A 23,130-nucleotide genomic window follows, 5' to 3' on the forward strand; every position below is an offset into this window, starting at 1 on the left:
TAAGTGAAGAAGCCCATCCTGACGGATGGGCTTTTTTGCGTCTGTAGTAAGCCAGTGGCTGGTGCTGATAAGACAGCGCCATCCAGCAGAACGCCGGATGGCGGCTTCGCCTTATCCGGCCTACCGTCAGGACGAGGCAGCCTGGTAATGCAAATGCAATAACGGATATGGCTGTCCAAGATCATCGACCTCTGCGCGCCCCGTTACCCAGAATCCCATCTTCTTATAGAATCCAACGGCTTGCTCATTCTGTTCATTCACATTAGTCGTCAACGTGGGCACTAGCGAAAGCGCATGCTCAATCAACAGCTTACCCACGCCACAACCCCGGACGTCGGGATCCACAAACAGCGCATCCATATGATCTCCAGTGAGCAACATAAATGCGACGGGTTCATCCTGCTCATTAGCGGCAACCCATAAAGGGGCTTCGGGTAAAAACGAGCGGACCAGTTCTTCCAGCTCGATGCGGTACTCTTTAGACAGAAAATCATGCGTGGCGTCGACCGACCGACACCAGATCGCAATCAGTTTTTCCCCTTCATCATGCCGCGATCGGCGTATGTTAATAACCATACTCTCTCCTTTTCGTTATGCTTATATTCTAACGTATTTGTCGTCGTGAAACTTTCTCACCTTTAACATGCAGGCTCGACATTGACGTGATTTCTGGGTATCTTCAGCTATCTGGATGTCTAAACGTTTAAACGTATGTAGTGAGGTTATCAGGTTATGCCGATTCGCGTGCTGGACGAGCTACCCGCCGTCAATTTCTTGCGTGAGGAAAACGTCTTTGTCATGACGACTTCCCGCGCGTCAGGTCAGGAAATTCGTCCGCTAAAGGTGCTTATCCTCAACCTGATGCCGAAGAAAATCGAAACGGAAAATCAGTTTTTGCGGCTGCTGTCGAACTCTCCGCTGCAGGTGGATGTACAGTTACTGCGCATTGATGCCCGTGAGTCGCGTAATACGCCAGCCGAGCATCTGAACAACTTCTACTGTAACTTTGAGGATATCTGCGATCAGAACTTCGATGGCCTGATTGTCACCGGCGCACCGCTGGGTCTGGTGGAGTTCAATGACGTTGCCTATTGGCCACAGATCAAACAGGTGCTGGAGTGGGCGAAAGATCATGTCACCTCAACGCTGTTTGTCTGTTGGGCGGTCCAGGCCGCACTCAACATCCTCTACGGTATTCCGAAACAGACCCGCACCGATAAGCTCTCTGGCGTTTATGAGCATCATATTCTTCACCCTCATGCGCTGTTGACGCGGGGTTTTGATGATTCGTTTCTGGCCCCGCATTCACGCTACGCTGACTTCCCGTCAGTGTTGATTCGTGACTATACCGATCTTGAGATCCTCGCCGAGAGTGAGAACGGGGATGCCTATCTGTTTGCCAGCAAAGATAAACGCATTGCGTTTGTCACGGGCCATCCGGAATATGACGCCAACACATTGGGCAGCGAATATTTCCGCGATGTAGACGCCGGATTAAACCCCGACGTTCCATACAACTATTTCCCGAAAAACGATCCCCAGAACAAGCCTCGTGCCACCTGGCGAAGCCACGGTAATTTGCTGTTCATCAACTGGCTCAACTATTACGTCTACCAGATCACGCCATATGATCTGCGTCACATGAATCCAACGCTGGATTAATCGTCTGTCGCTGACGATCCTAAAGCGTTTCAGCATATTGAATCAGGCACCTTCGGGTGCCTTTTTTATTTCCGAAATGCACTTCAACTTGTGATTAAACTTTATTTTTATTGTTATCAATAGGTTAATTGATAATTAAATTAAAAATGGAAATTGTTTTTGATTTTGAAATTTAAATGAGTAGTCTTAGTTGTGCTGAACGAAAAGCGCACAACGATCCTTCGTTCGCATTGGGAATGCTTTGTTATCAATGACGAGGAGTTACAGAATGAATCAACAGGCAACGACTACCGATGAATTGATCTTCACGAGGCCCCATGGTGAGCCGGAGAAGCAGATCCTGACCGATGAAGCGGTCGAATTTCTCACTGAACTGGTGGCTCGCTTTACGGCGAAGCGCAATAAGCTGCTCGCGGCTCGTATCCAGCAGCAGCAGGATATCGACAACGGTATATTGCCTGATTTTATTTCGGAAACTGTTTCCATTAGAAACGATAACTGGAAGATTCGCGGTATACCGGAGGATTTACAGGATCGTCGGGTCGAAATCACCGGACCGGTTGAGCGCAAGATGGTTATCAATGCGTTGAACGCGAATGTGAAGGTTTTTATGGCCGATTTCGAAGATTCACTGGCACCGGAATGGAGCAAAGTGATCGACGGGCATATCAACCTGCGCGACGCGGTTAATGGCACCATCAGCTACACCAATGAAGCCGGCAAAATCTATCAGCTGAAGCCTAATCCGGCATTACTGATTTGCCGTGTGCGTGGCCTGCACCTGCCGGAAAAACATGTAACCTGGCGCGGTGAAGCGATCCCCGGCAGCCTGTTCGACTTTGCCCTCTATTTCTTCCATAACTACAAAGCGTTGCTGGCCAAAGGCAGCGGTCCCTATTTCTACCTGCCAAAAACGCAGGCGTGGCAGGAAGCGGCCTGGTGGAGTGAAGTTTTCAGCTATACCGAAGATCGTTTCAATCTGCCGCGCGGCACGATTAAAGCCACGCTGCTGATTGAAACCCTGCCGGCCGTGTTCCAGATGGACGAGATCCTGCACGCGCTGCGTGACCATATTGTCGGTCTGAACTGCGGGCGCTGGGATTACATCTTCAGCTATATCAAAACGCTGAAGAATCATCCGGATCGCGTTCTGCCGGACCGCCAGGTGGTGACGATGGATAAGCCTTTCCTTAGCGCCTATTCGCGTCTGCTGATTAAAACCTGTCACAAACGTGGCGCCTTCGCGATGGGCGGTATGGCGGCATTCATTCCAAGCAAAGACGCTGAACGCAACAATCAGGTGCTCAGCAAGGTGAAAGCGGATAAAGCGCTGGAAGCTAATAACGGCCACGACGGCACGTGGATTGCGCATCCGGGACTGGCGGATACCGCGATGGCGGTCTTCAACGAGGTGCTCGGCGAGAACAAAAACCAGCTGTTTGTGACCCGTGATGAAGACGCGCCGATTACCGCAGAACAATTGTTGGCGCCATGTGAAGGCGAGCGTACGGAAGAGGGGATGCGTGCCAATATTCGCGTTGCGGTGCAATACATCGAAGCGTGGATCTCTGGCAACGGCTGCGTGCCGATTTATGGCCTGATGGAAGATGCGGCGACGGCGGAGATCTCCCGTACTTCAATCTGGCAGTGGATCCATCACGAGAAAACCCTGAGCAACGGCAAGCCGGTCACTAAAGCGCTGTTCCGCCAGATGTTGGCTGAAGAGATGCGGGTCATCCAGGACGAACTGGGTGAACACCGCTACAGCAACGGCCGTTTTGATGATGCCGCGCGCCTGATGGAACAAATCACCACCTCTGACGAATTAATCGATTTCCTGACATTGCCAGGCTACCGCCTGCTGGCGTAAATGCCCAGGCTATTTTGTTCGCCATTTTGGCCCCGGGCAGTGCTCAAAATCCTCACGTACTATAAGTACGTTCCGGTTTTTGCGCGGCTTCCCGTGACCAAACTGCCTTCACCAATAACGCCTGGGAAGCCAGGAGAATAATATGGAGCATCTGCACATGAAAACCCGTACCCAACAGATCGAAGCGTTACAGAAAGAATGGACACAACCGCGCTGGGAAGGCATCCGTCGCCCGTACAGCGCGGAAGAAGTGGTGAAATTACGCGGCTCGGTTAACCCGGAATGCACGCTGGCGCAGCTGGGCGCGGCCAAAATGTGGCGTCTGCTGCACGGCGAATCGAAGAAAGGTTATATCAACAGCCTCGGCGCGCTGACCGGCGGTCAGGCGTTGCAGCAGGCGAAAGCGGGTATCGAAGCCGTATATCTGTCGGGGTGGCAGGTCGCGGCGGATGCGAACCTGGCGTCCAGCATGTACCCGGATCAATCGCTCTATCCGGCGAACTCTGTCCCGGCAGTGGTAGATCGGATCAACAACACCTTCCGCCGTGCGGATCAGATCCAGTGGTCCAGCGGTATTGAACCCAACGATCCGCGCTATGTGGATTACTTCCTGCCGATCGTCGCCGATGCGGAAGCCGGGTTTGGCGGCGTACTGAATGCGTTTGAGCTGATGAAATCGATGATTGAAGCCGGTGCAGCGGCTGTTCACTTCGAAGATCAGCTGGCCTCGGTGAAGAAATGCGGTCACATGGGCGGCAAAGTGCTGGTGCCCACTCAGGAAGCGATTCAGAAACTGGTGGCTGCGCGTCTGGCGGCAGACGTCATGGGGGTACCGACGCTGGTGATTGCCCGTACCGATGCGGATGCGGCGGATCTGATCACCTCCGACTGTGACCCGTACGACAGCGAATTTATTACCGGCGAGCGCACCAGTGAAGGATTCTTTCGTACCCATGCCGGCATTGAGCAGGCGATCAGCCGTGGTCTGGCCTACGCCCCGTATGCCGATCTGGTGTGGTGTGAAACCTCCACGCCGGATCTGGAACTGGCGAAGCGCTTTGCCGATGCTATTCATGCGAAATTCCCAGGCAAACTGCTGGCCTACAACTGTTCGCCGTCATTCAACTGGCAGAAGAATCTGGACGATAAGACCATCGCCAGCTTCCAGCAGCAGTTGTCCGATATGGGCTACAAGTACCAGTTCATCACCCTGGCGGGCATTCACAGCATGTGGTTCAACATGTTCGACCTCGCGCACGCCTATGCGCAGGGTGAAGGCATGCGCCACTATGTTGAGAAGGTACAGCAGCCAGAATTTGCGGCGGCTAAAGACGGTTACACCTTCGTGTCCCATCAGCAGGAAGTGGGTACAGGCTACTTCGATAAAGTCACCACCATCATTCAGGGCGGCACTTCCTCGGTGACCGCGCTGACCGGCTCGACCGAAGAATCGCAGTTTTGATTAATGCCCGGTGGCGCTGCGCTTACCGGGCCTACGAAGTGATGTAGGCCGGATAAGCGAACGCGCCATCCGGCATGACGTTGTGCCGGATGGGGAGAAGCGATGACACGTGGCCTGGAGTTACTGATTGCTCAGACGATTTTGCAAGGTTTCGACGCCCAGTATGGTCGATTTCTGGAAGTGACCTCCGGCGCGCAACAGCGCTTTGAACAGGCCGACTGGCATGCCGTGCAGCAGGCGATGAAAAGCCGTATTCACCTCTACGATCACCACGTGGGTCTGGTGGTGGAACAACTGCGCTGCATCACTGGCGGCAAAACTACCGACGCCGCGTTTTTGCTGCGTGTAAAAGAGCATTACACCGGGCTCCTGCCGGATTACCCGCGCTTCGAGATTGCGGAGAGCTTTTTTAACTCCGTATATTGTCGGTTATTTGACCACCGCTCGCTCACTCCCGAGCGGCTCTTTATTTTTAGCTCCCAGCCAGAACGTCGTTTCCGGACGATCCCGCGTCCGCTGGCAAAAGATTTCTTCCCCGATCACGGCTGGGAACCGCTGCTCACCCGCATTCTCAGCGATCTGCCGTTGCGTCTGCCGTGGCAGAACAAAGGGCGCGATATTCACTACATCATCATGCATCTGCGTGAAACCTTTGGTGAGGAGGCGTTGCAACACTGCCATCTACAGGTGGCTAACGAACTGTTTTATCGCAACAAAGCCGCCTGGCTGGTTGGTAAACTCATCACGCCGACGGCGACGCAGCCTTTTTTACTGCCGATCCATCGCACCGATGAAGGTGAGCTGTTTGTGGATACCTGCCTGACCACCACGGCAGAAGCCAGTATCGTGTTCGGTTTCGCTCGCTCCTATTTCATGGTGTACGCACCGCTGCCCGCCGCGCTGGTGGAATGGCTGCGTGAGATCCTGCCAGGAAAAACCACCGCCGAGTTATACATGGCGATCGGCTGTCAGAAACATGCGAAGACCGAGAGCTATCGCGAGTATTTATTGTATCTGCGCAGCTGCGATGAGCAGTTCATTGAAGCGCCGGGCATACGTGGCATGGTGATGCTGGTCTTTACGCTGCCGGGCTTCGACCGGGTTTTTAAAATTATTAAAGATAAGTTCGCGCCGCAAAAAGAGATGTCTGCCGCCCACGTTCGCGCCTGCTATCAACTGGTGAAAGAGCATGATCGCGTGGGACGCATGGCGGATACCCAGGAGTTCGAAAATTTTGTGCTGGATAAGCGTCAGATCGATCCGGCGTTGATGGCGCTGTTACTTGAGGAAGTGCCGGAAAAGATGACCGATCTTGGCGAGCAGATTGTCATCCGCCATCTCTATATTGAGCGGCGGATGGTGCCGCTCAATCTCTGGCTTGAGCAGGCAGAAGGTCAGCAACTGCGGGATGCGATTGAGGAGTACGGCAACGCGATTCGCCAGCTTGCCGCCGCCAATATTTTCCCCGGCGACATGCTGTTCAAAAACTTTGGCGTCACCCGTCATGGTCGCGTGGTGTTCTACGATTACGACGAAATCTGCTACATGACGGAAGTGAATTTCCGCCATATTCCGCCGCCGCGCTACCCGGAAGATGAACTATCGGGTGAGCCATGGTACAGCGTGTCGCCAGGCGATGTGTTTCCTGAGGAGTTTCGCCACTGGCTGTGCGCTGACCCGCGAATCGGGCCGCTGTTTGAAGAGATGCACGCCGACCTGTTCAGCGCCGACTATTGGCGCGGCCTGCAGACGCGTATTCGGGAAGGGCATGTCGAAGATGTTTACGCGTATCGCCGTCGCCAGCGATTCAGCGTACGGTTTGCCTGATTCCTGTAGGCCGGATAAGGCGATTGCGCCGCCATCTGGCAATGTGCGCCGATCTGCCTGATGGCGCTACGCTTATCAGGCCTACCGAAAATACCCCTCAGGGGTATTTTGCTTACCGAATCCCGCCGTACGCCAGCGTGACTTCTTTCGCCGCCTTGATCACCATCGCGCCAAACTCGGTCACGCGGTCGTCTGTGATGCGCGAAATCGGGCCAGAGATAGAGATTGCCGCGAACGGCTCGCGGTGTTCGTCATAAATGCACGACGCGACACAGCGCAGACCGAGCGCGTGTTCCTCATCATCAAAGGAATAACCGCGCTTGCGGGTCTGGGCGAGATCGTCCTTCAGATGAAGCGGGGAGACCAGCGTCGCATGGGTGTACGCATGCAGCCCTTTGCGGTGCAGCAACTGGGTCACCTGTTCTTCACTCAGCTGTGCTAAAAACGCTTTGCCCGCGCCAGAGGCGTGCATCGGCAGCTTACCGCCAATCGGCGCAGACATGCGCATCAGTTGGGTGCACTGCACCTGGTCAATGATTATCGCCTGATGATCGCTCTGATCCAGCACCGCCAGATTCACCGTTTCACCGGAATCTTCCATCAGTTTGCGCAGAATCGGGTGGACGATCGCCAGCAAATTGCGGCTCTGTAAAAAGCTGCTGCCGACGATGAACGCATGCGCGCCTATCGCCCAGTGTCCAAGATCGCCCACCTGACGCACAAAGCCCTGCTGCTGCATGGTGGTCAGTAAACGGTGAGTGGTCGAGTTCGGAAGACCTGCCTGCTGTGCCAGTTCGGTCAACGCCACGCTGCCGTTGGATTCCGCGATCCATTCCAGCAGTTTCAGTCCACGGGTCAGCGACTGAACCTGTCCGGCGGCGGGGGCGGTTGTCGCGGCGGGTTTTCTGCCGCGTTTGGCGGGAACGGGTGCAACCATAGCGGACTCCTTTTCTGTATCGTGGAAATCATTTTCGTTTTATTCAATTATAATGCAAGCAGTCTTGTACTGATCGGATGAGTGAAGCTGAACATGTCTCATGTTGCCTGTTGTTGGCTTTTCCGTCAGCCCTGTTTATGCCACTATGTTTTGTTGACTTTTTCGGTCTGGTTGAGCGTTGTCGGGAGCAAGTGTGAGCAGCAAAGTTGAACAACTGCGTGCGCAGTTAAATGAACGTATTCTGGTGCTGGACGGCGGCATGGGCACGATGATCCAGAGCTACCGTCTGAGTGAAGAGGATTTCCGTGGTGAACGCTTTGCCGACTGGCCGTGCGACCTGAAAGGCAACAATGACCTGCTGGTGCTGAGTAAGCCCGAGGTGATCGCCGCTATTCATAACGCGTACTTTGACGCGGGCGCGGACATTATTGAAACCAACACCTTTAACTCCACCCCTATCGCGATGGCGGATTACCAGATGGAATCCCTGTCGGCGGAGATCAACTTTGCCGCCGCGAAACTGGCGCGCGCCTGTGCCGATGAGTGGACCGCGCGTACCCCGGAAAAACCGCGCTATGTTGCGGGCGTTCTCGGCCCAACCAACCGGACCGCATCCATCTCGCCGGATGTAAATGACCCGGCATTCCGTAATATTACCTTTGATCAGCTGGTGGCTGCTTATCGCGAGTCCACCAAAGCGCTGGTGGAAGGCGGCAGCGACCTGATTTTAATTGAAACCGTCTTTGATACGCTGAACGCGAAAGCAGCGATTTTCGCCGTTAAAGAAGAGCTGGAAGCGCTGGGCGTCGACTTGCCGATCATGATTTCCGGCACTATCACCGATGCTTCAGGCCGTACCCTTTCCGGGCAGACGACAGAGGCGTTTTACAACTCCCTGCGCCATGCTGAACCCCTCACTTTCGGCCTCAACTGTGCGCTGGGGCCGGATGAACTGCGCCAGTATGTGCAGGAGCTGTCTCGCATTGCTGAATGCTACGTGACTGCGCACCCGAACGCCGGGCTGCCCAACGCGTTCGGTGAATACGATCTGGATGCCGATACGATGGCAAAGCAGATCCGCGAATGGGCCGAAGCAGGCTTCCTGAATATCGTCGGTGGCTGCTGCGGCACCACTCCGGAACATATTGCGGCGATGAGTCGTGCGGTCGAGGGACTGGCGCCGCGCCCATTGCCGGAGATCCCGGTGGCCTGTCGCTTATCCGGTCTCGAACCGCTGAATATTGGCGACGACAGCCTGTTTGTGAACGTCGGCGAGCGTACCAACGTCACCGGCTCCGCCAAATTTAAGCGCCTGATCAAAGAAGAAAAATACAGCGAAGCGCTGGACGTTGCCCGCCAGCAGGTAGAAAGCGGCGCGCAGATTATTGATATCAACATGGATGAGGGGATGCTCGACGCTGAAGCGGCGATGGTGCGCTTCCTCAACCTGATCGCCGGTGAGCCGGACATTGCGCGCGTGCCGATCATGATTGACTCCTCAAAATGGGAAGTCATTGAGAAAGGGCTGAAGTGTATTCAGGGGAAAGGCATCGTTAACTCCATCTCGATGAAAGAGGGGGTTGAGATCTTCACCCATCACGCGAAGCTGCTGCGTCGCTACGGTGCGGCGGTGGTGGTGATGGCCTTTGATGAGCAGGGCCAGGCGGATACCCGTGCGCGTAAAATCGAGATTTGCCGCCGGGCGTACAAGATCCTCACCGAAGAGGTGGGCTTCCCGCCGGAAGACATCATTTTCGACCCGAACATTTTCGCAGTCGCAACCGGGATCGACGAGCATAATAACTACGCGCAGGACTTTATCGGCGCGTGCGAAGACATCAAACGCGAGCTGCCGCATGCGCTGATCTCCGGCGGCGTGTCCAACGTTTCGTTCTCGTTCCGCGGTAATGACCCGGTGCGCGAAGCCATTCACGCGGTGTTCCTCTACTACGCCATTCGCAACGGCATGGACATGGGGATTGTGAACGCCGGGCAACTGGCGATTTACGACGATCTCCCCGCTGAGCTGCGCGATGCGGTCGAGGATGTGATCCTCAACCGGCGTGATGACGGCACTGAGCGGTTGCTGGAGTTGGCGGAGAGATACCGTGGCAGCAAGAGCGATGAGACGGCCAACGCGCAACTGGCAGAGTGGCGTACCTGGGAAGTCAAAAAGCGCCTTGAATACTCGCTGGTTAAAGGTATCACCGAGTTTATCGAGCAGGACACCGAAGAGGCGCGTCAGCAGGCGGCCCGTCCGATAGAGGTGATTGAAGGGCCGCTGATGGACGGTATGAACGTCGTCGGCGACCTGTTCGGCGAAGGTAAAATGTTCCTGCCGCAGGTGGTGAAATCCGCCCGCGTAATGAAACAGGCGGTGGCGTATCTCGAACCGTTTATCGAAGCCAGTAAAGAGAAAGGGTCCAGCAACGGCAAAATGGTCATCGCCACCGTGAAGGGCGATGTCCACGATATCGGCAAGAACATCGTTGGTGTGGTCCTGCAATGTAACAACTACGAAATCGTCGATCTTGGCGTGATGGTGCCGGCGGAGAAAATCCTTCGAACCGCTAAAGAGGTGAATGCGGATCTGATCGGCCTTTCCGGGCTGATTACCCCGTCGCTGGACGAAATGGTCAACGTGGCGAAAGAGATGGAGCGTCAGGGCTTCACCATGCCGTTGCTGATTGGCGGCGCGACAACCTCGAAAGCGCATACAGCAGTGAAAATCGAGCAGAACTACAGCGGCCCCACGGTTTATGTGCAGAACGCTTCGCGCACCGTTGGCGTGGTCGCCGCGTTGCTTTCCGATACCCAACGCGATGACTTCGTCGCCCGTACCCGTAAAGAGTATGAAACCGTGCGCATCCAGCATGGGCGTAAGAAACCGCGCACCCCGCCGGTGACGCTCGCCGCCGCGCGTGAAAACGATCTGGCGTTTGACTGGGAAAGCTATACCCCGCCAGTGGCGCATCGTCTGGGTGTGCAGGAGGTTGAAGCCAGCATCGAAACGCTGCGTAACTACATCGACTGGACGCCGTTCTTTATGACCTGGTCGCTGGCCGGTAAGTACCCGCGCATCCTCGAAGATGAAGTGGTGGGTGAAGAGGCCAGGCGCCTGTTTAAAGACGCCAACGACATGCTGGATAAGCTGAGCGCAGAGAAGGCGCTGAATCCGCGCGGTGTGGTGGGGCTGTTCCCGGCAAACCGCGTGGGCGATGACATCGAAATCTATCGCGATGAAACGCGAACGCACGTGCTGACGGTCAGTCATCATCTGCGTCAGCAGACTGAAAAAGTGGGCTTTGCTAACTACTGCCTGTCTGACTTTGTGGCGCCGAAGCTGTCCGGCAAAGCGGACTACATCGGTGCTTTTGCGGTGACTGGCGGTCTGGAGGAGGACGCGCTGGCGGATGCGTTTGAAGCGCAGCACGATGATTACAACAAGATCATGGTGAAAGCGCTTGCCGACCGTCTGGCGGAAGCCTTCGCGGAATACCTGCATGAGCGCGTGCGTAAGGTCTACTGGGGTTATGCGGCCAACGAGAACCTCAGCAACGAGGAGTTGATTCGCGAAAACTACCAGGGGATTCGTCCGGCGCCGGGGTATCCGGCCTGTCCGGAGCACACCGAGAAAGGCACCATCTGGCAGTTGCTGGAGGTGGAAAAGCACACCGGCATGAAGCTCACCGAATCCTTCGCCATGTGGCCTGGCGCGTCGGTTTCCGGCTGGTACTTCAGCCATCCGGACAGCAAGTATTACGCGGTTGCACAGATTCAGCGCGATCAGGTGGAGGACTACGCGTTCCGTAAAGGGATGAGCGTTTCTGAAGTTGAACGCTGGCTGGCCCCTAACCTGGGCTATGACGCCGACTGATCGGTCCGGGAGTCTCCCGCCAGCGTGAGCCGTTCAGCGGCGCTGGTGGGAAACGCAATGGCAACGGAGGCCATGTAACATGTTTAGCCAGTTCAAAACCCGACATAAAATTCTCTTATTCTGGGGGTTGATGGATCTGCTGGCGCTGGGCGCATATTTCTGGCTGTCTATGCGTCAGGGCAACGTTCCCTTTTATTCGGATGTGGTTAATTTCACCCGCACCTTTTCCGCTTTTGGGGCGAGTGAAGGGCCCGGCGCGGCGATCCAGATCTTCTTCTTCATGGGCGTGTTGATGAAGATTTCGCTCGTCTACACCGCATATCTGTTTCTTTTTAAAGATAAACTGAATTATATCCTGCTCGGCATTCAGGAAGTTTTACGCTTTGCATCACTGACCAGTTCGGTCTCCCTGTTTCCGCTGTTTTTCTCTTTCATCGGCAGCCATTCGGCGGCGTTGGCACTGTCCGGATTTCTTTTATCCGAATGCGCCAAAGTGGGATCGCTATGGTGGTATCACACACGTTCGGCATGAGGTGAGCGGGAAACTGCCGACGGGATGTCACGAAACTGTCATCTTTCCTTACAACTAACAGGGGGCTTACCGGGGACCCTGTCTCTTTCTTGCGTTTAAACCCTTATACTGGAAGAAGGCTCATGAGCGTGGCTTGCCGGATGGCGGCGTATACGCCTTATCCGGCCTACCGGGCTTCTTTGTAGGCCTGATAAGCCCAGCGTCATCAGGCATGATGCTGGCGCTATGAGCCCCGGGAACCTATAACAATAAGGAGTACCTGATTCCGTGTTAACTCTGCTCCACCTGCTTTCTGCTGTCGCCCTGCTGGTCTGGGGTACCCATATTGTGCGTACTGGCGTGATGCGTGTGTTCGGCGCTCGCCTGCGTACCGTGCTTAGCCGTAGCGTCGAAAAGAAACCACTCGCCTTCTGCGCGGGAATTGGCGTCACTGCGCTGGTGCAGAGCAGTAACGCCACCACCATGCTGGTCACCTCGTTTGTTGCCCAGGATCTTGTCGCGCTGACGCCTGCGTTGGTGATTGTGCTTGGCGCAGACGTGGGGACCGCGCTGATGGCGCGTATCCTCACCTTCGATTTATCGTGGCTCTCACCGCTGCTGATTTTTATCGGTGTGATCTTCTTCCTTGGCCGTAAACAGTCACGCGCCGGACAACTGGGGCGCGTGGGGATCGGCCTTGGCCTGATCCTGCTGGCGCTGGAACTGATTGTCCAGGCCGTCACCCCCATGACGCAGGCCAACGGCGTGCAGGTGATTTTTGCTTCGCTGACCGGCGATATCATGCTGGATGCGTTAATTGGCGCGATGTTCGCGATCATCAGTTATTCCAGCCTGGCGGCGGTGCTGTTAACGGCCACTCTGACGGCGGCGGGAATCATCTCCTTCCCGGTGGCGCTGTGTCTGGTGATTGGTGCCAACCTCGGTTCCGGCCTGTTGGCGATGCTCAATAACAGCGCGGCCAATGCCGCGGCTCGCCGCGTGGCGCTCGGCAGCCTGCTGTTCAAGCTGGTAGGCAGCCTGATTATTCTGCCGTTTGTCCATCCACTGGCGAATCTGATGGATGAGCTACCGTTACCGAAATCCGAGCTGGTGATCTATTTCCACGTCTTCTACAACCTGGTGCGCTGCCTGGCAATGATTCCCTTTGCCGAGCCGATGGCGCGCTTCTGTAAGCGCATCATCCGCGACGAGCCGGAGCTGGATGCGCATCTCAAGCCGAAGCATCTGGACGTCAGCGCGCTGGATACGCCAACCCTTGCGCTGGCCAATGCCGCCCGCGAGGCGCTGCGCATCGGCGATGCGATGGAACAGATGATGGAAGGGCTGAAGAAGGTAATGCACGGCGAGCCGCGTGAAGAGAAAGAGCTGCGCAAAATAGCGGATGACATCAACGTGCTCTACACCGCCATCAAACTCTATCTGGCGCGGATGCCGAAAGAGGAACTGGCGGAAGAGGAGTCGCGCCGCTGGGCGGTGATCATCGAAATGTCGCTCAACCTTGAACAGGCGTCGGATATTGTGGAGCGCATGGGGAGCGAGATTGCTGACAAGTCGCTGGCGGCGCGGCGGGCGTTTTCGATTGAGGGGTTAAAAGAGCTGGATGCGCTCTTCGACCAACTGCTCAGCAATCTGCAACTGGCGATGTCGGTGTTCTTCTCCGGCGACGTGACCAGCGCCCGGCGGTTGCGTCGCAGCAAACATCGTTTCCGGATCCTGAATCGTCGTTACTCGCATGCGCACGTTGATCGTCTGCATCAGCAGAACGTACAAAGTATCGAGACCAGTTCCCTGCATCTGGGGTTACTGGGCGATATGCAGCGTCTGAACTCGTTGTTCTGTTCCGTGGCTTACAGCGTGCTGGAACAGCCGGACGAAGACGACGAGCGGGATGATTATTAACGATAACGCGGCGTTTATCCGGTCTACAATGAACGCAATTTGTAGGCCGGATAAGGCGTTTACGCCGCCATTTGGCAACGTCGGTTAAAAGCAGTGACCCGCCTCAACGGCAACCGCGTCTTCGCCTGCTTTAAAAATATACGTGGTGTTCGGGCCGCCAAGTACCGCCTGACCTTTGCTCACTTTAATCCAGTTCCCTTCCGGCAGACCGATCACCGTCAGCTCTGGCGCGACAACCAGCAGCTCGCGAATACGCTGTTCACGCGTTTCGCCTTTATGGCCTTCCGGCAGCGCGTTGGTGAAATGTGGGTTAATCTGCAGCGGGAACAGGCCCAGCGCATCAAAACCTTTCGGATCGACAATCGGCATATCGTTGGTGGTGCGGATGGTCTGACAGGCGAGGTTCGCACCCGCGCTCCAGCCGATGTACAGCGCCCCGCGTTTAACCACGTCAACAATCGGTGCCAGCAACCCGCGTTCTCGACTCTCTTTCAGCAACTGGAAGGTATTCCCCCCGCCGACGATCACCACTTCCGCATTTTCAATTGCCGTCAGCGGATCGGCGACGCGGTGAATGCCCACCACCTTGACGCCCATGGGGGCGAAGATCGCTGCTGTTTTTTCCGTGTACTCATCCCAGGTCTGGGTCACGCCCGCGAACGGAATAAATACCGCTGAGCGGCGACCATTCAGCTGTTCCGCAATCAGCGGCAGCGCGTGTTCCATCCAGCCTTTACCTGGCAGCGTCGAGTTACTCAATAAAAGCAGTTCCATCATTTCTCCGTGAAATCAGAAAATTACAAAACGCGATAATGTACCACTGACAGTGTCGCGCCTTACTGACATGGCTCACGATGTTGGAAGGGGATTGTGGAAAGGCAAATTCATTTTTTAACGGTGAGGCTGATTCCCAGCGCCTTCATCACTGCCAGCGTGGTTTTCAGCGTCGGGTTGCCTTTCTCGCTGAATGAACGATAAAGCTGCTCGCGTGATAAACCCGTTTCCGCCGCAATATTCACCATCCCTTTTGCACGGGCCACGACGCCTAACGCCTTTGCGATATAAGTCGCGTCACCGGTTTCCAGGGCCTCCGCCATAAACACGGTCATCTCTTCGTCATCAACCAATGCAGCGGCGGGATCGTAGTGCGTAAGCTTAGTCATGGTTGGCGAGCTCCTGATAATCCAGTGAATTGGCAATGGCTTTGGCGAGAACAATATCTTTTGTTTGCGAGCTTTTATCGCCACCACAGAGCAAAACGATGATGACATTTCCTTGCTGCCTGAAGTAAATCCGGTAACCGGGTCCATGGTGGATACGCAATTCGCTGATACCTTCGCCAACGGGTTTAACATCGCCTGGTAATCCATTTGCCAGACGAAACAGACGCGAAGCAATGAGTGTTTTTGCTCTGCGATCCCTCAGACTTTGTTCCCAGCGCTGAAAGACCGCCGTTTGAAGTATTTCCACGATACTTTTCCTTTGTATTTTATAAACTACAACCTTGATTTGCAAGCAGAACGGAAAGGCTAATGTAAATCGGGTACTCAAATAAATGGCGGGTAGAGAAAACGGGAAAGCGCCTCGCAGTATTGAGCGAATGCGCCGGAACGGTGAGGGAAAAAGATCGTGGCAAGTGAGGCAATGATGGGTAAACGGGGGCGATCGTCATCAGCAATGAGAGCGTATGCCAGTTGATTCCCGCGCTGGCGCTGCTGGAAACGAAAGCCGATCAGCAGTTGTTTGCCTCCGAACTGCGTCATTAATCAGGATATTTTTCGGGATGTTAAGGAAAGACACGATGGATATTTCAGACGAAATCGAAGGCGAAGGGGGCCGTTTATCAGGGGATAAAGTTTCTGAGACGGCAGGAAAGAATGACCAGGAACGATGGTTAAGAGAGAACCAAAAATCAATTGATAGTATCAGTCTGTGGGTTGATGAGCATGGTTCTTTCAGTGAGTGCCAACGACCGTTTTAATTCATGACGTCGTAAAATGACCAGAGCGCCCATCGGCGCTCTTTTTACTCCCTGTTACCCCGCCCGGGCAAATTCAGCGGCTTCACTAATCAGCGCGTCATCCGGGCGTACGCCGGTGTACATCGCGAACTGCTCGACGGCCTGCAACGCAATCACTTCTGCGCCGCTGATGGTCTTTTTACCCAGCTTCTGTGCCAGTTTGATCACCGGGGTTTCCGGCGGCAGGGCGACAACATCGAACACCACGCTGGCGCTGGCGACCATGGCTTCGCTGTACGCCAGTTCATCGCGCTCTTTACCACCGGCCATGCCGACGGGCGTGACATTGACCAGAATGTCGCAGGCAATGCCTTCCGGCAGCGGCTGCCACTGAAAGCCATACTGTTTCGCCAGTGCCGGGCCGCTGTCCCGGTTACGAGCGGCGACGATCACATCGCGAAAACTGGCGTCGCGGAAAGCGGCAATCACCGCTTTGCCCATCCCGCCGCTGCCGCGAATCATCACCCGCGCAGCGGTGTCTAGCTGGTGGCTGGCAATCAGGCTTTTTACCGCGATGTAGTCGGTGTTGTAGCCCGTCAGTTTGCCGTCATCATTGAGGATGGTATTGACGGAATCAATGACTTTCGCCGACGGATCGACAGCGTCGAGAAACGGCATACAACTCTCTTTAAACGGCATTGAGACCGCGCAGCCACGAATGCCTAACGCGCGAACCCCTTTCACCGCCGCTTCAATGTCCTGGGTGGTAAACGCCTTGTAGATGAAATTTAAACCCAGCTTTTCATACAGATAGTTATGAAAGCGGGTGCCAAAGTTGCCGGGCCGACCGGCAAGCGACATGCACAACTGGGTGTCGCGGTTAATCATGTTAAATCTCCTCGGCATGCGACAGTAAATACTGTTCGGCTTCCTTAGACCAAATCCCGTGATGGCGTTCCAGAATAGCGCACAGCGCGGGATCGTCAATCTGGCTGAGAGCGGTTAGCGGTAACGCTTTCCCGGTATAGACCAGCTTTTTACCACCTCCCACTTTCGGCAGCTCCAGCGTGGTTTCTCCTGCGGCATTCAGGCCAAGAATGTGAGTGACCACTTTGGCCGCCTGCACTTTCTTCTCTTCAATCAGTTTGACCGCCGCGCGCATATCGTCAGTATTCCCGCCCGAAGTGCCCACGTAGTGAGTGAAGGCGTAATGCACGTCGTAGAAGTTGATCGGGGCGCTGAACTGCTTGTCCTGCGGGCCGGCAAAGAAGTTCATGCAACCGTCGGGGGCGAGCAGGGAAGAGGCCAGGGTGACCAGCTGTTCGTTCGGCACAAAGACAAAAATATCATCAAAACCGTGACCGCCGGTCAGCGCCATCAACGTGTCGTACGCGGCATCCTGTGCGTGCAGGTAGTGGATCAACGTTTGCGGTTCAGAAGGATAGTGTTTACGGGCATAGCTCAGCTTGTCGTGGTTGGTATCGGTCACCACCAGTAGCGCCGGGTTGATCGGGCCATGCAGCGCGTAGTCGATCGCCAGCAGCCCCATTGGCCCCGTCCCGCCGAGGATCAGCGTACGACCCTGCGGGCGAATCCCCATGTTGTGGTTATAGGTGCCTTCTTGCAGGTGATAGTTGGCGTTGAACGCGCCGATCACGCAGGAGAGCGGCTCGACCAGCGATCCTTCAAAGTACGTTTCGCCTTCGTAAGCCAGCAGGCAGTCCTGCTCCATCACCACATTGGGGATCACGACGTGTGTGGCTTCGCCGCCCACCCACGGGAAGGAGTAGCCGGGACAATCCGGGCGATCCGCCAGTTGCAGATTCGCCTGAATCACATAGCGCTGGCCGGGCTGAAATTTGTGCTGCCACTTTTTCCCGACGGCGACAATATCGCCGCAGAACTCGTGGCCGATGATGATCGGGTGGGTCGCCACATCGTCAGGCACCTTTTTATGATCCTCTCCCAGATTGGCCTCTTTCCAGGAAGAGAGGCACAGGCTGTCGGTGACCACGGTTGCCAGAATTTCATCGTCCTGCATCTCCGGAAGTTCAAACGTTTCCAGGCGCAGATCGCGTTTGCCATAAAGGCGCAGAGCTGTCGTTAACATATATTCCACCTCATATTGAGCGATAACCCCGGCTTACCACCGGGGTGAAAAAATCAGGACAGGAAGCCCAGTGCGTTACCGATAATCCCCAGACCAAACAGGGCGAAGATCAGCCATACCGGGTTAATTTTCTTGTTGAGCAGACGAACCATCAGCATTGTCAGGCCCAGCGCCAGCAGGCCGGGGCAGAGCTGGTCGAGGATGTTCTGCACCGTCATGGTGACAGTGCCGCCGTCCGCGCCGGGGGTTTGCGATACCACCAGTGGCACGTTGATGCTGGTCCACTTGGTCACCAGTACCCCCATCACAAACAGGCCGAGAATCGATGCGCCTTCGGTCAGTTTTTGCAACAGGTTGCCGCCCATATCACTGACGATGTTGACCCCTTTGTTGAAGCCAATTTGCAGGCCATACCATTTCATCGCCAGACGGACCGCGTTGAAAATAAAGAAGAACAGTAGTGGGCCGAGCACGTTGCCGGACAGCGCCAGCGACGCGCCGAGCGCGGCGGTGATCGGTCGCAACGTGCCCCAGACCAGCGGGTCGCCAACGCCCGCCAGCGGCCCCATCAGGCCGACTTTGATGCCATTGATCGCGCCATCATCGATTTCCGCCCCGTTCGCTCGCGCCTCTTCCATCGCGGCGGTCACGCCAATCACCGGGCCGCACACCGCGGGCGTGGTGTTGAAGAACACCAGATGGCGCTTGAGTGCCGCCACCTGATCTTCTTTCAGCGGGTACAGGCGCTTGATGGCGGGGATCATGTCGTAGCAAAAACCCAGCCCATGAATACGTTCAAAGTTGAAAGACGCCTGCTGCAGGTTGGAGCGAACAAACATGCTAAACAGGTCAGATTTGGTCAGTTTTTTCTGTTCCATGATGGGCTCCGTTAGTCATCAAGCTGGTCAAGGGCGGTGGAGGAGGTGGTCTGCGCCTGCGGTTCGGCTTTACGCCACTGTGGGTTCAGCTGGATGTAGACCAGCGCAATAATCGCGCCGACGCCGCCGAAAGCCAGCAGGCTCAGATCGAGGTAACCACCGGCGATAAAACCGAGGAAGAAGAAGGGCATCAGGTACTTCACGCCCATCATGCGCAGCACCATGGCGTAACCGACCACCACGATAAAACCACCGGCAATCTGCAGGCCGCGAGTGACGAATTCCGGGATGGCATTCAGCATATTGCTGACCATATCGGCACTGACAAACAGCGAGACAATTAACGCCGGGATGGCGACACGTAGCGCCTGCACGCCCAGCGCAGAGACGTGGAGGATGTCGATGGTGCGAAAACGCGCGTCTTCTGCGGCTTTATCCGCCGCATGCTGGAACACCACAGTGATCGTCCGGGCGAAGACGGTCAGGACCTGGCCTGCCGCTGCCACCGGCAGCGCGATAGCGATACCGGTCGCGATGCTCTGCTGGCCGACAATCACCAGAATGGCGGAGATAATACTGGCGAGCGCGGAGTCCGGGGACTGCGCGGCACCGACGTTCATCCAGCCAAGCGCGATCAGCTCCAGCGTTCCGCCGAGCATCACCCCGGTTTTTAAATCACCGAGGATCAGGCCGATAACCGTACAGGCAATAAGCGGGCGGTGGGTCTGAAATTCATCCAGCACGCTGCCCATTCCGGCAATACAGGAAAATATAAATATGGCGATAATTTGTAGGGTACTGATTTCCATAATGGGTCACCTTAAAATGTGAACATCCCTGCCTGTTAACGCATTTACACGTCGTCCTTCAGGCTGCCTCTTTGTTGGCTGAATGACTCGTCTCATCCATGAGAGTCGCCCTGACGGGCCGTCGCTTCGCAACGTTCAAATCTGTTCCCGACAGATTTGTGACTCACCCCCAGTCACATGGTTATCTACGTTCCTGGTAATTTGCTCATTTTCCGCCGCGATGCATCCAGAATGACGGTGTGTAATAAATACAGGCGCTTTTATTTATTCCGCGAACGACTGTTCTTTTATTTTTTCGAGAATATTAATGGAGGGATCGGAGGCGACCACGCGTAAATCCAGGGTGACGCCAAATTTATCCAGTTCGCGAAACGCATTAATATCATCGTCATCTAAGGATACGGCTTTGGTTAATTGTTTTTTACCCGGTCGCCAGGCCATGCCGCCAATATTTAAGGTGGCAATTTTCACCCCCTGTTTGACCATCGCCAGCGCATCCTGGGGGCGGGTAAATAAATAAAATACAGTCTCGTCCTGATATTGCGGATTATGATAAACCGCGACGGCTTTTTCGATATTCACTACGTTGACCTTCATCCCCGGCGGGGCGGCCTGGCGTAATAATGTCCGGCGCACTTCATCGTTATAAACCTCGTCATTACAGATAATAATCCGCTGGGCATTCGCCACCTTCGACCAGACGGTGGTGACCTGACCGTGGATCAAGCGGTCATCGATACGGGCAAGGGTAATATTCATCAGAAATCCTCTTCGGTCGTTTCCAGATGCTGCCAGACCACGCAGGTTTGTTGTGCAATGGTCGTCAGGTGTTCGCACAGTTCATCCACATTCATACTGCTCTGGTTATCTACCAGCTCCAGCGCCAGCGGCAGGGAAAGTCCGCTGATCACCCGAATGTCCGGGTTGTGCATCGCCAGCGTTGCCGCGGCGTTCCACGGGCTGCCGCACTGCAGGTCGACGGCAATCAGCCATTCGCTATCAGTGTGAGCACTTACCAACTTTTCCAGCTTTGTGACGATGTCGCTGGCGTTCTCGCCGGGGACAAACGCGACGGCCTCAACGTTGGCGTCACCGTAGACCATTTGCACTGATTCCAGCATGGCGCAGGCCAGTTTGCCGTGAGCACAGAAGATTGCATTGACCATAACGTCTCCTTAGCCGCGCGTTTTTCCGCCCGCAATGTTAGTGGTTACTCCGGTAATGTAGCTGGCACGTTCAGACAGAAGATAACAAACGAAATCAGCCACTTCAGTCAAACGTCCCGAGCGACCAATCGGAATGGCGTTCTTGCTATAGCCTTCGCGCAGCTGATCAACAGTGATATTGCGGGTCCAGGCCAGCGCCTCTTCATATTCCGGCGTGCGCAGTCCCGTTTTTTCCAGAATCCCGGGAGCAATCCCGACCACGCGAATGCCGTGTTTGCCCAGCTCTTTTGACCAGGAGCGGGTGAAGCTATTCAGCGCCGCCTTCGTGGCGGCATAGCAGCTCTGGCCTTCAGACCCTTCCAGCCCGCTTTCAGAAGAGACGTTGACGATCACGCCGTTACGCTGTTTCACCATCTGACGCGCCACTGCCTGTGACATTAAAAACACGCCTTTCTGGTTGATATTGACCATTTTTTCAAACGCGGCTTCGTTTAATTCATACTTTCCTGCTGGCGCTTTTTCATCGACCAACAGGCGGGGAAAGTTAACACCGGCGTTATTGACCAGACCGTCAATGCGGCCAAAGCGCTGGATAATTTCATCCACAGTGTGATTAACCTCTTTGGCGCTGGAAATATCTGTCGGCCAGAAGTGGTAGCCGTTATTACCTTCATGTTTTGCTTCGCCGCCATGAATATCCGCCATCTGGACATTTGCGCCTTGTGCTAATAACTCTTCGACAATGGCTAAGCCAATTCCGGATGCGCCGCCGGTTACAATAATAACTTTGTCCTGTAGATTTAACCACGTTTGCATAATTAACTCCCAATTTCAGAGAAGGGGATCCTGCATAAAGTTAATTACGTCAGGATCAAGATGAATATAGTTACTTCAACAATAATTCAGCAGTGTGGCTGTTAGTGACCAGACCATTAATATATTTTCCGCGTAATGCGCCGAGAATTCCGCTGAGTTTTTCCTCACCCATTGCGATGCCGATGGAATAACGTGCCTGCTTTAATTTGTTGGTTTCGATGGAGAGCGTTTTTTCGCTCATCGTGGTCTCCACCGTTACGCCGTTAATATCGTAAAAGCGCGAACAAATGTCTCCGGCAACCTGCCGGGCATGCAGGTCGTCACTCTCTTCGCTGCCGTAAAAGGCATGCCAGTTTGCGCCATCGCGAATTGCCGGAGAACCAATCCCTACCAGTGCAACATCCAGATTGTCCCAGTAGGCAGAAATCGACTTAAAGTGCTGGGACTGCATAATACCGTTGCGAATCAATGGGTTTTCCAGCAGTGCCGGAAAATCAGCCAGGTGTGATTCGCCTTTCAGCTTTGCCGCTGCGCCGTAGGTCAGCGTATTGACGTGATAGCGACTCTCGAGCTTCCCGGACGGCCCGCCGATGATCGGCACGCAGATCAGCTGGCGTGACTGGCTGGCAGGCGACAACCCTTCGACCAGTGCGCATACTGCGCGTCCCCAGGAAAAACCAATGATGTCGCCGGGTTCCAGTAAACGTTCCAGCAGTTGCGCGCCGTGCACGCCCATCATCGCGAGTTGTTCCTCTTCCTGCTCGTTGTCGCAGGTGATCACCACCGCCTCTTTGAGGCCGAATCGTTGTTTGAGCTGCTGTTCCAGCCACAGGTTTTCGTTGTAGTCGTAGTTGATGGCAATAGTGACGATGCCTTGCTCGCGACCGCGTTTCAGCAGGCGGCTGATGGTGGTGCGATAAATCCCCAGTTCACGGGCGATCTGCGCTTGTGTCATATCCTGTTCGTAATAGAGCTGCGCTATTTTTACGATCAGGCGGATATCATCACTGTTTTCCGTCGCCATTTGTAGACTCCTGCACATTTGTGCAAATCACGAACCTGCTCTCTTGATCTGATATAACCTCATAAAAGCGGGAGTTCAAAGCTATTTTCTCTTCTTTGCGCATCCTGAGTTGGCGATTAATGTTGCACATATGATGTGCGGAGTGATCGTTGTTGGCACAGATGTGCACATAATCCTAATGTATTGATTCTGCTAATTTTCATTCAACAAAATTGCACGCAAAGATCGGAGACACTTTTGTGTCGAAAGGTGTGGCGGATCACAAATAGCGCCGAGGCCATTTTGCACGATTATTTTTTAT

22 protein-coding genes and 1 pseudogene are annotated in these 23,130 nt (G+C 54.9%); 8 read left to right on the top strand and 15 right to left on the bottom strand.

The genetic code is table 11. From position 1 onward, the window contains the following. Positions 1-126: 126 nt before the first annotated feature. Positions 127-576, bottom strand: a complete 450-nt coding sequence (locus WM46_RS21330; protein WP_102603252.1) for an acetyltransferase — start codon at positions 574-576, stop codon at positions 127-129. A gap of 156 nt (positions 577-732) precedes the next feature. Between WM46_RS21330 and metA the strand changes: the two genes are divergently transcribed. From metA to aceK, 4 genes are all read left to right on the top strand, one after another. After that, positions 733-1,662 (top strand): homoserine O-succinyltransferase MetA, encoded by a 930-nt coding sequence (gene metA / locus WM46_RS21335; protein ID WP_102603253.1) that lies wholly within the window; start codon positions 733-735, stop codon positions 1,660-1,662. A 268-nt stretch (positions 1,663-1,930) separates the two neighbouring features. Then, entirely contained in the window at positions 1,931-3,532 is a 1,602-nt protein-coding gene (gene aceB, locus WM46_RS21340) for a malate synthase A (RefSeq protein ID WP_102603254.1), read from the top strand. A 157-nt stretch (positions 3,533-3,689) separates the two neighbouring features. Continuing rightward, entirely contained in the window at positions 3,690-4,994 is a 1,305-nt protein-coding gene (gene aceA / locus WM46_RS21345) for an isocitrate lyase (protein ID WP_061077941.1), read from the top strand. Positions 4,995-5,096: 102 nt separating this feature from the next. After that, positions 5,097-6,821 carry a bifunctional isocitrate dehydrogenase kinase/phosphatase gene (aceK, locus tag WM46_RS21350; RefSeq protein ID WP_102603255.1) on the top strand — a complete coding sequence of 575 codons (1,725 nt, stop codon included), beginning with the start codon at positions 5,097-5,099 and terminating at the stop codon, positions 6,819-6,821. A 112-nt stretch (positions 6,822-6,933) separates the two neighbouring features. On the opposite strand, the gene iclR is transcribed toward aceK, so the two are convergent. Beyond that, a complete protein-coding gene (gene iclR, locus WM46_RS21355; RefSeq protein WP_102603256.1) occupies positions 6,934-7,758 on the bottom strand; it encodes a glyoxylate bypass operon transcriptional repressor IclR in 825 nt (274 codons plus the stop codon). Positions 7,759-7,951: 193 nt separating this feature from the next. Between iclR and metH the strand changes: the two genes are divergently transcribed. Together metH and WM46_RS21365 are read left to right on the top strand one after the other, a co-directional pair. Then, positions 7,952-11,635, top strand: a complete 3,684-nt coding sequence (gene metH, locus WM46_RS21360) for a methionine synthase (protein ID WP_102603257.1) — start codon at positions 7,952-7,954, stop codon at positions 11,633-11,635. Positions 11,636-11,765: 130 nt separating this feature from the next. Next, positions 11,766-12,167, top strand: a complete 402-nt coding sequence (locus tag WM46_RS21365) for a hypothetical protein (RefSeq protein WP_187394410.1) — start codon at positions 11,766-11,768, stop codon at positions 12,165-12,167. Positions 12,168-12,287: 120 nt separating this feature from the next. On the opposite strand, the pseudogene WM46_RS26895 reads toward WM46_RS21365, so the two are convergent. After that, a pseudogene (locus WM46_RS26895) lies at positions 12,288-12,377 on the bottom strand (hypothetical protein); the annotation flags it as partial. A 57-nt stretch (positions 12,378-12,434) separates the two neighbouring features. Here WM46_RS26895 and WM46_RS21370 point away from each other — a divergent pair. Further along, positions 12,435-14,066 carry a Na/Pi cotransporter family protein gene (locus tag WM46_RS21370; protein WP_102603259.1) on the top strand — a complete coding sequence of 544 codons (1,632 nt, stop codon included), beginning with the start codon at positions 12,435-12,437 and terminating at the stop codon, positions 14,064-14,066. An 84-nt stretch (positions 14,067-14,150) separates the two neighbouring features. Here WM46_RS21370 and pepE read toward each other — a convergent pair whose 3' ends face one another. From pepE to WM46_RS26430, 4 genes are all read right to left on the bottom strand, one after another. Beyond that, positions 14,151-14,840, bottom strand: coding sequence for a dipeptidase PepE (gene pepE, locus WM46_RS21375; protein ID WP_102603260.1), 690 nt, complete (start codon positions 14,838-14,840; stop codon positions 14,151-14,153). Between the two features lie 110 nt (positions 14,841-14,950). Then, positions 14,951-15,229 carry an addiction module antidote protein gene (locus tag WM46_RS21380; RefSeq protein WP_102603261.1) on the bottom strand — a complete coding sequence of 93 codons (279 nt, stop codon included), beginning with the start codon at positions 15,227-15,229 and terminating at the stop codon, positions 14,951-14,953. Beyond that, positions 15,222-15,539 (bottom strand): type II toxin-antitoxin system RelE/ParE family toxin, encoded by a 318-nt coding sequence (locus tag WM46_RS21385; protein WP_102603869.1) that lies wholly within the window; start codon positions 15,537-15,539, stop codon positions 15,222-15,224. Before WM46_RS21385 ends, WM46_RS21380 begins: the two co-directional genes overlap by 8 nt. 74 nt (positions 15,540-15,613) lie before the next feature. Further along, positions 15,614-15,829 carry a hypothetical protein gene (locus WM46_RS26430; RefSeq protein WP_187394518.1) on the bottom strand — a complete coding sequence of 72 codons (216 nt, stop codon included), beginning with the start codon at positions 15,827-15,829 and terminating at the stop codon, positions 15,614-15,616. Between the two features lie 38 nt (positions 15,830-15,867). Between WM46_RS26430 and WM46_RS26685 the strand changes: the two genes are divergently transcribed. After that, the gene (locus WM46_RS26685; RefSeq protein WP_262360407.1) at positions 15,868-16,047 is read left to right on the top strand and encodes a type II toxin-antitoxin system CcdA family antitoxin; all 180 of its coding nucleotides are present in this window, start codon (positions 15,868-15,870) and stop codon (positions 16,045-16,047) included. A gap of 54 nt (positions 16,048-16,101) precedes the next feature. Here the strand turns inward: WM46_RS26685 and WM46_RS21395 are convergent, their stop codons facing one another. From WM46_RS21395 to WM46_RS21430, 8 genes are all read right to left on the bottom strand, one after another. Continuing rightward, on the bottom strand, positions 16,102-16,914 hold the full coding sequence (locus tag WM46_RS21395) for a shikimate 5-dehydrogenase (protein ID WP_102603263.1): 813 nt from the start codon (positions 16,912-16,914) through the stop codon (positions 16,102-16,104). 1 nt (position 16,915) lies between these two features. Beyond that, positions 16,916-18,136, bottom strand: coding sequence for an L-sorbose 1-phosphate reductase (gene sorE / locus WM46_RS21400; protein WP_102603264.1), 1,221 nt, complete (start codon positions 18,134-18,136; stop codon positions 16,916-16,918). 53 nt (positions 18,137-18,189) lie between these two features. After that, on the bottom strand, positions 18,190-19,014 hold the full coding sequence (locus WM46_RS21405) for a PTS system mannose/fructose/sorbose family transporter subunit IID (protein WP_046493831.1): 825 nt from the start codon (positions 19,012-19,014) through the stop codon (positions 18,190-18,192). Positions 19,015-19,025: 11 nt separating this feature from the next. Continuing rightward, the gene (locus WM46_RS21410; RefSeq protein WP_102603265.1) at positions 19,026-19,823 is read right to left on the bottom strand and encodes a PTS mannose/fructose/sorbose transporter subunit IIC; all 798 of its coding nucleotides are present in this window, start codon (positions 19,821-19,823) and stop codon (positions 19,026-19,028) included. 264 nt (positions 19,824-20,087) lie between these two features. Beyond that, positions 20,088-20,582 (bottom strand): mannose/fructose/sorbose PTS transporter subunit IIB, encoded by a 495-nt coding sequence (locus tag WM46_RS21415; protein ID WP_102603266.1) that lies wholly within the window; start codon positions 20,580-20,582, stop codon positions 20,088-20,090. After that, positions 20,582-20,989, bottom strand: a complete 408-nt coding sequence (locus tag WM46_RS21420) for a mannose/fructose/sorbose PTS transporter subunit IIA (protein WP_102603267.1) — start codon at positions 20,987-20,989, stop codon at positions 20,582-20,584. Before WM46_RS21420 ends, WM46_RS21415 begins: the two co-directional genes overlap by 1 nt. Positions 20,990-20,998: 9 nt before the next feature. Continuing rightward, positions 20,999-21,805 carry an SDR family oxidoreductase gene (locus WM46_RS21425; RefSeq protein ID WP_061075608.1) on the bottom strand — a complete coding sequence of 269 codons (807 nt, stop codon included), beginning with the start codon at positions 21,803-21,805 and terminating at the stop codon, positions 20,999-21,001. 70 nt (positions 21,806-21,875) lie between these two features. Beyond that, on the bottom strand, positions 21,876-22,829 hold the full coding sequence (locus WM46_RS21430) for a sugar-binding transcriptional regulator (RefSeq protein WP_102603268.1): 954 nt from the start codon (positions 22,827-22,829) through the stop codon (positions 21,876-21,878). Between the last annotated feature and the right edge of the window lie 301 nt (positions 22,830-23,130).

The organism is Citrobacter freundii complex sp. CFNIH2, from assembly GCF_002880615.1.
Taxonomy (GTDB): Bacteria; Pseudomonadota; Gammaproteobacteria; order Enterobacterales; family Enterobacteriaceae; genus Citrobacter_A; species Citrobacter_A amalonaticus_F.

Bases quoted from the DNA above. Each gene is read 5' to 3' on its own strand.
- WM46_RS21330 (WP_102603252.1), bottom strand. From the start codon at position 576: ATGGTTATTAACATACGCCGATCGCGGCATGATGAAGGGGAAAAACTG.
- metA (WP_102603253.1), top strand. From the start codon at position 733: ATGCCGATTCGCGTGCTGGACGAGCTACCCGCCGTCAATTTCTTGCGT.
- aceB (WP_102603254.1), top strand. From the start codon at position 1,931: ATGAATCAACAGGCAACGACTACCGATGAATTGATCTTCACGAGGCCC.
- aceA (WP_061077941.1), top strand. From the start codon at position 3,690: ATGAAAACCCGTACCCAACAGATCGAAGCGTTACAGAAAGAATGGACA.
- aceK (WP_102603255.1), top strand. From the start codon at position 5,097: ATGACACGTGGCCTGGAGTTACTGATTGCTCAGACGATTTTGCAAGGT.
- iclR (WP_102603256.1), bottom strand. From the start codon at position 7,758: ATGGTTGCACCCGTTCCCGCCAAACGCGGCAGAAAACCCGCCGCGACA.
- WM46_RS21365 (WP_187394410.1), top strand. From the start codon at position 11,766: ATGGATCTGCTGGCGCTGGGCGCATATTTCTGGCTGTCTATGCGTCAG.
- pepE (WP_102603260.1), bottom strand. From the start codon at position 14,840: ATGGAACTGCTTTTATTGAGTAACTCGACGCTGCCAGGTAAAGGCTGG.
- WM46_RS21380 (WP_102603261.1), bottom strand. From the start codon at position 15,229: ATGACTAAGCTTACGCACTACGATCCCGCCGCTGCATTGGTTGATGAC.
- WM46_RS26430 (WP_187394518.1), bottom strand. From the start codon at position 15,829: ATGACGCAGTTCGGAGGCAAACAACTGCTGATCGGCTTTCGTTTCCAG.
- WM46_RS26685 (WP_262360407.1), top strand. From the start codon at position 15,868: ATGGATATTTCAGACGAAATCGAAGGCGAAGGGGGCCGTTTATCAGGG.
- WM46_RS21395 (WP_102603263.1), bottom strand. From the start codon at position 16,914: ATGATTAACCGCGACACCCAGTTGTGCATGTCGCTTGCCGGTCGGCCC.
- sorE (WP_102603264.1), bottom strand. From the start codon at position 18,136: ATGTTAACGACAGCTCTGCGCCTTTATGGCAAACGCGATCTGCGCCTG.
- WM46_RS21405 (WP_046493831.1), bottom strand. From the start codon at position 19,014: ATGGAACAGAAAAAACTGACCAAATCTGACCTGTTTAGCATGTTTGTT.
- WM46_RS21410 (WP_102603265.1), bottom strand. From the start codon at position 19,823: ATGGAAATCAGTACCCTACAAATTATCGCCATATTTATATTTTCCTGT.
- WM46_RS21415 (WP_102603266.1), bottom strand. From the start codon at position 20,582: ATGAATATTACCCTTGCCCGTATCGATGACCGCTTGATCCACGGTCAG.
- WM46_RS21420 (WP_102603267.1), bottom strand. From the start codon at position 20,989: ATGGTCAATGCAATCTTCTGTGCTCACGGCAAACTGGCCTGCGCCATG.
- WM46_RS21425 (WP_061075608.1), bottom strand. From the start codon at position 21,805: ATGCAAACGTGGTTAAATCTACAGGACAAAGTTATTATTGTAACCGGC.
- WM46_RS21430 (WP_102603268.1), bottom strand. From the start codon at position 22,829: ATGGCGACGGAAAACAGTGATGATATCCGCCTGATCGTAAAAATAGCG.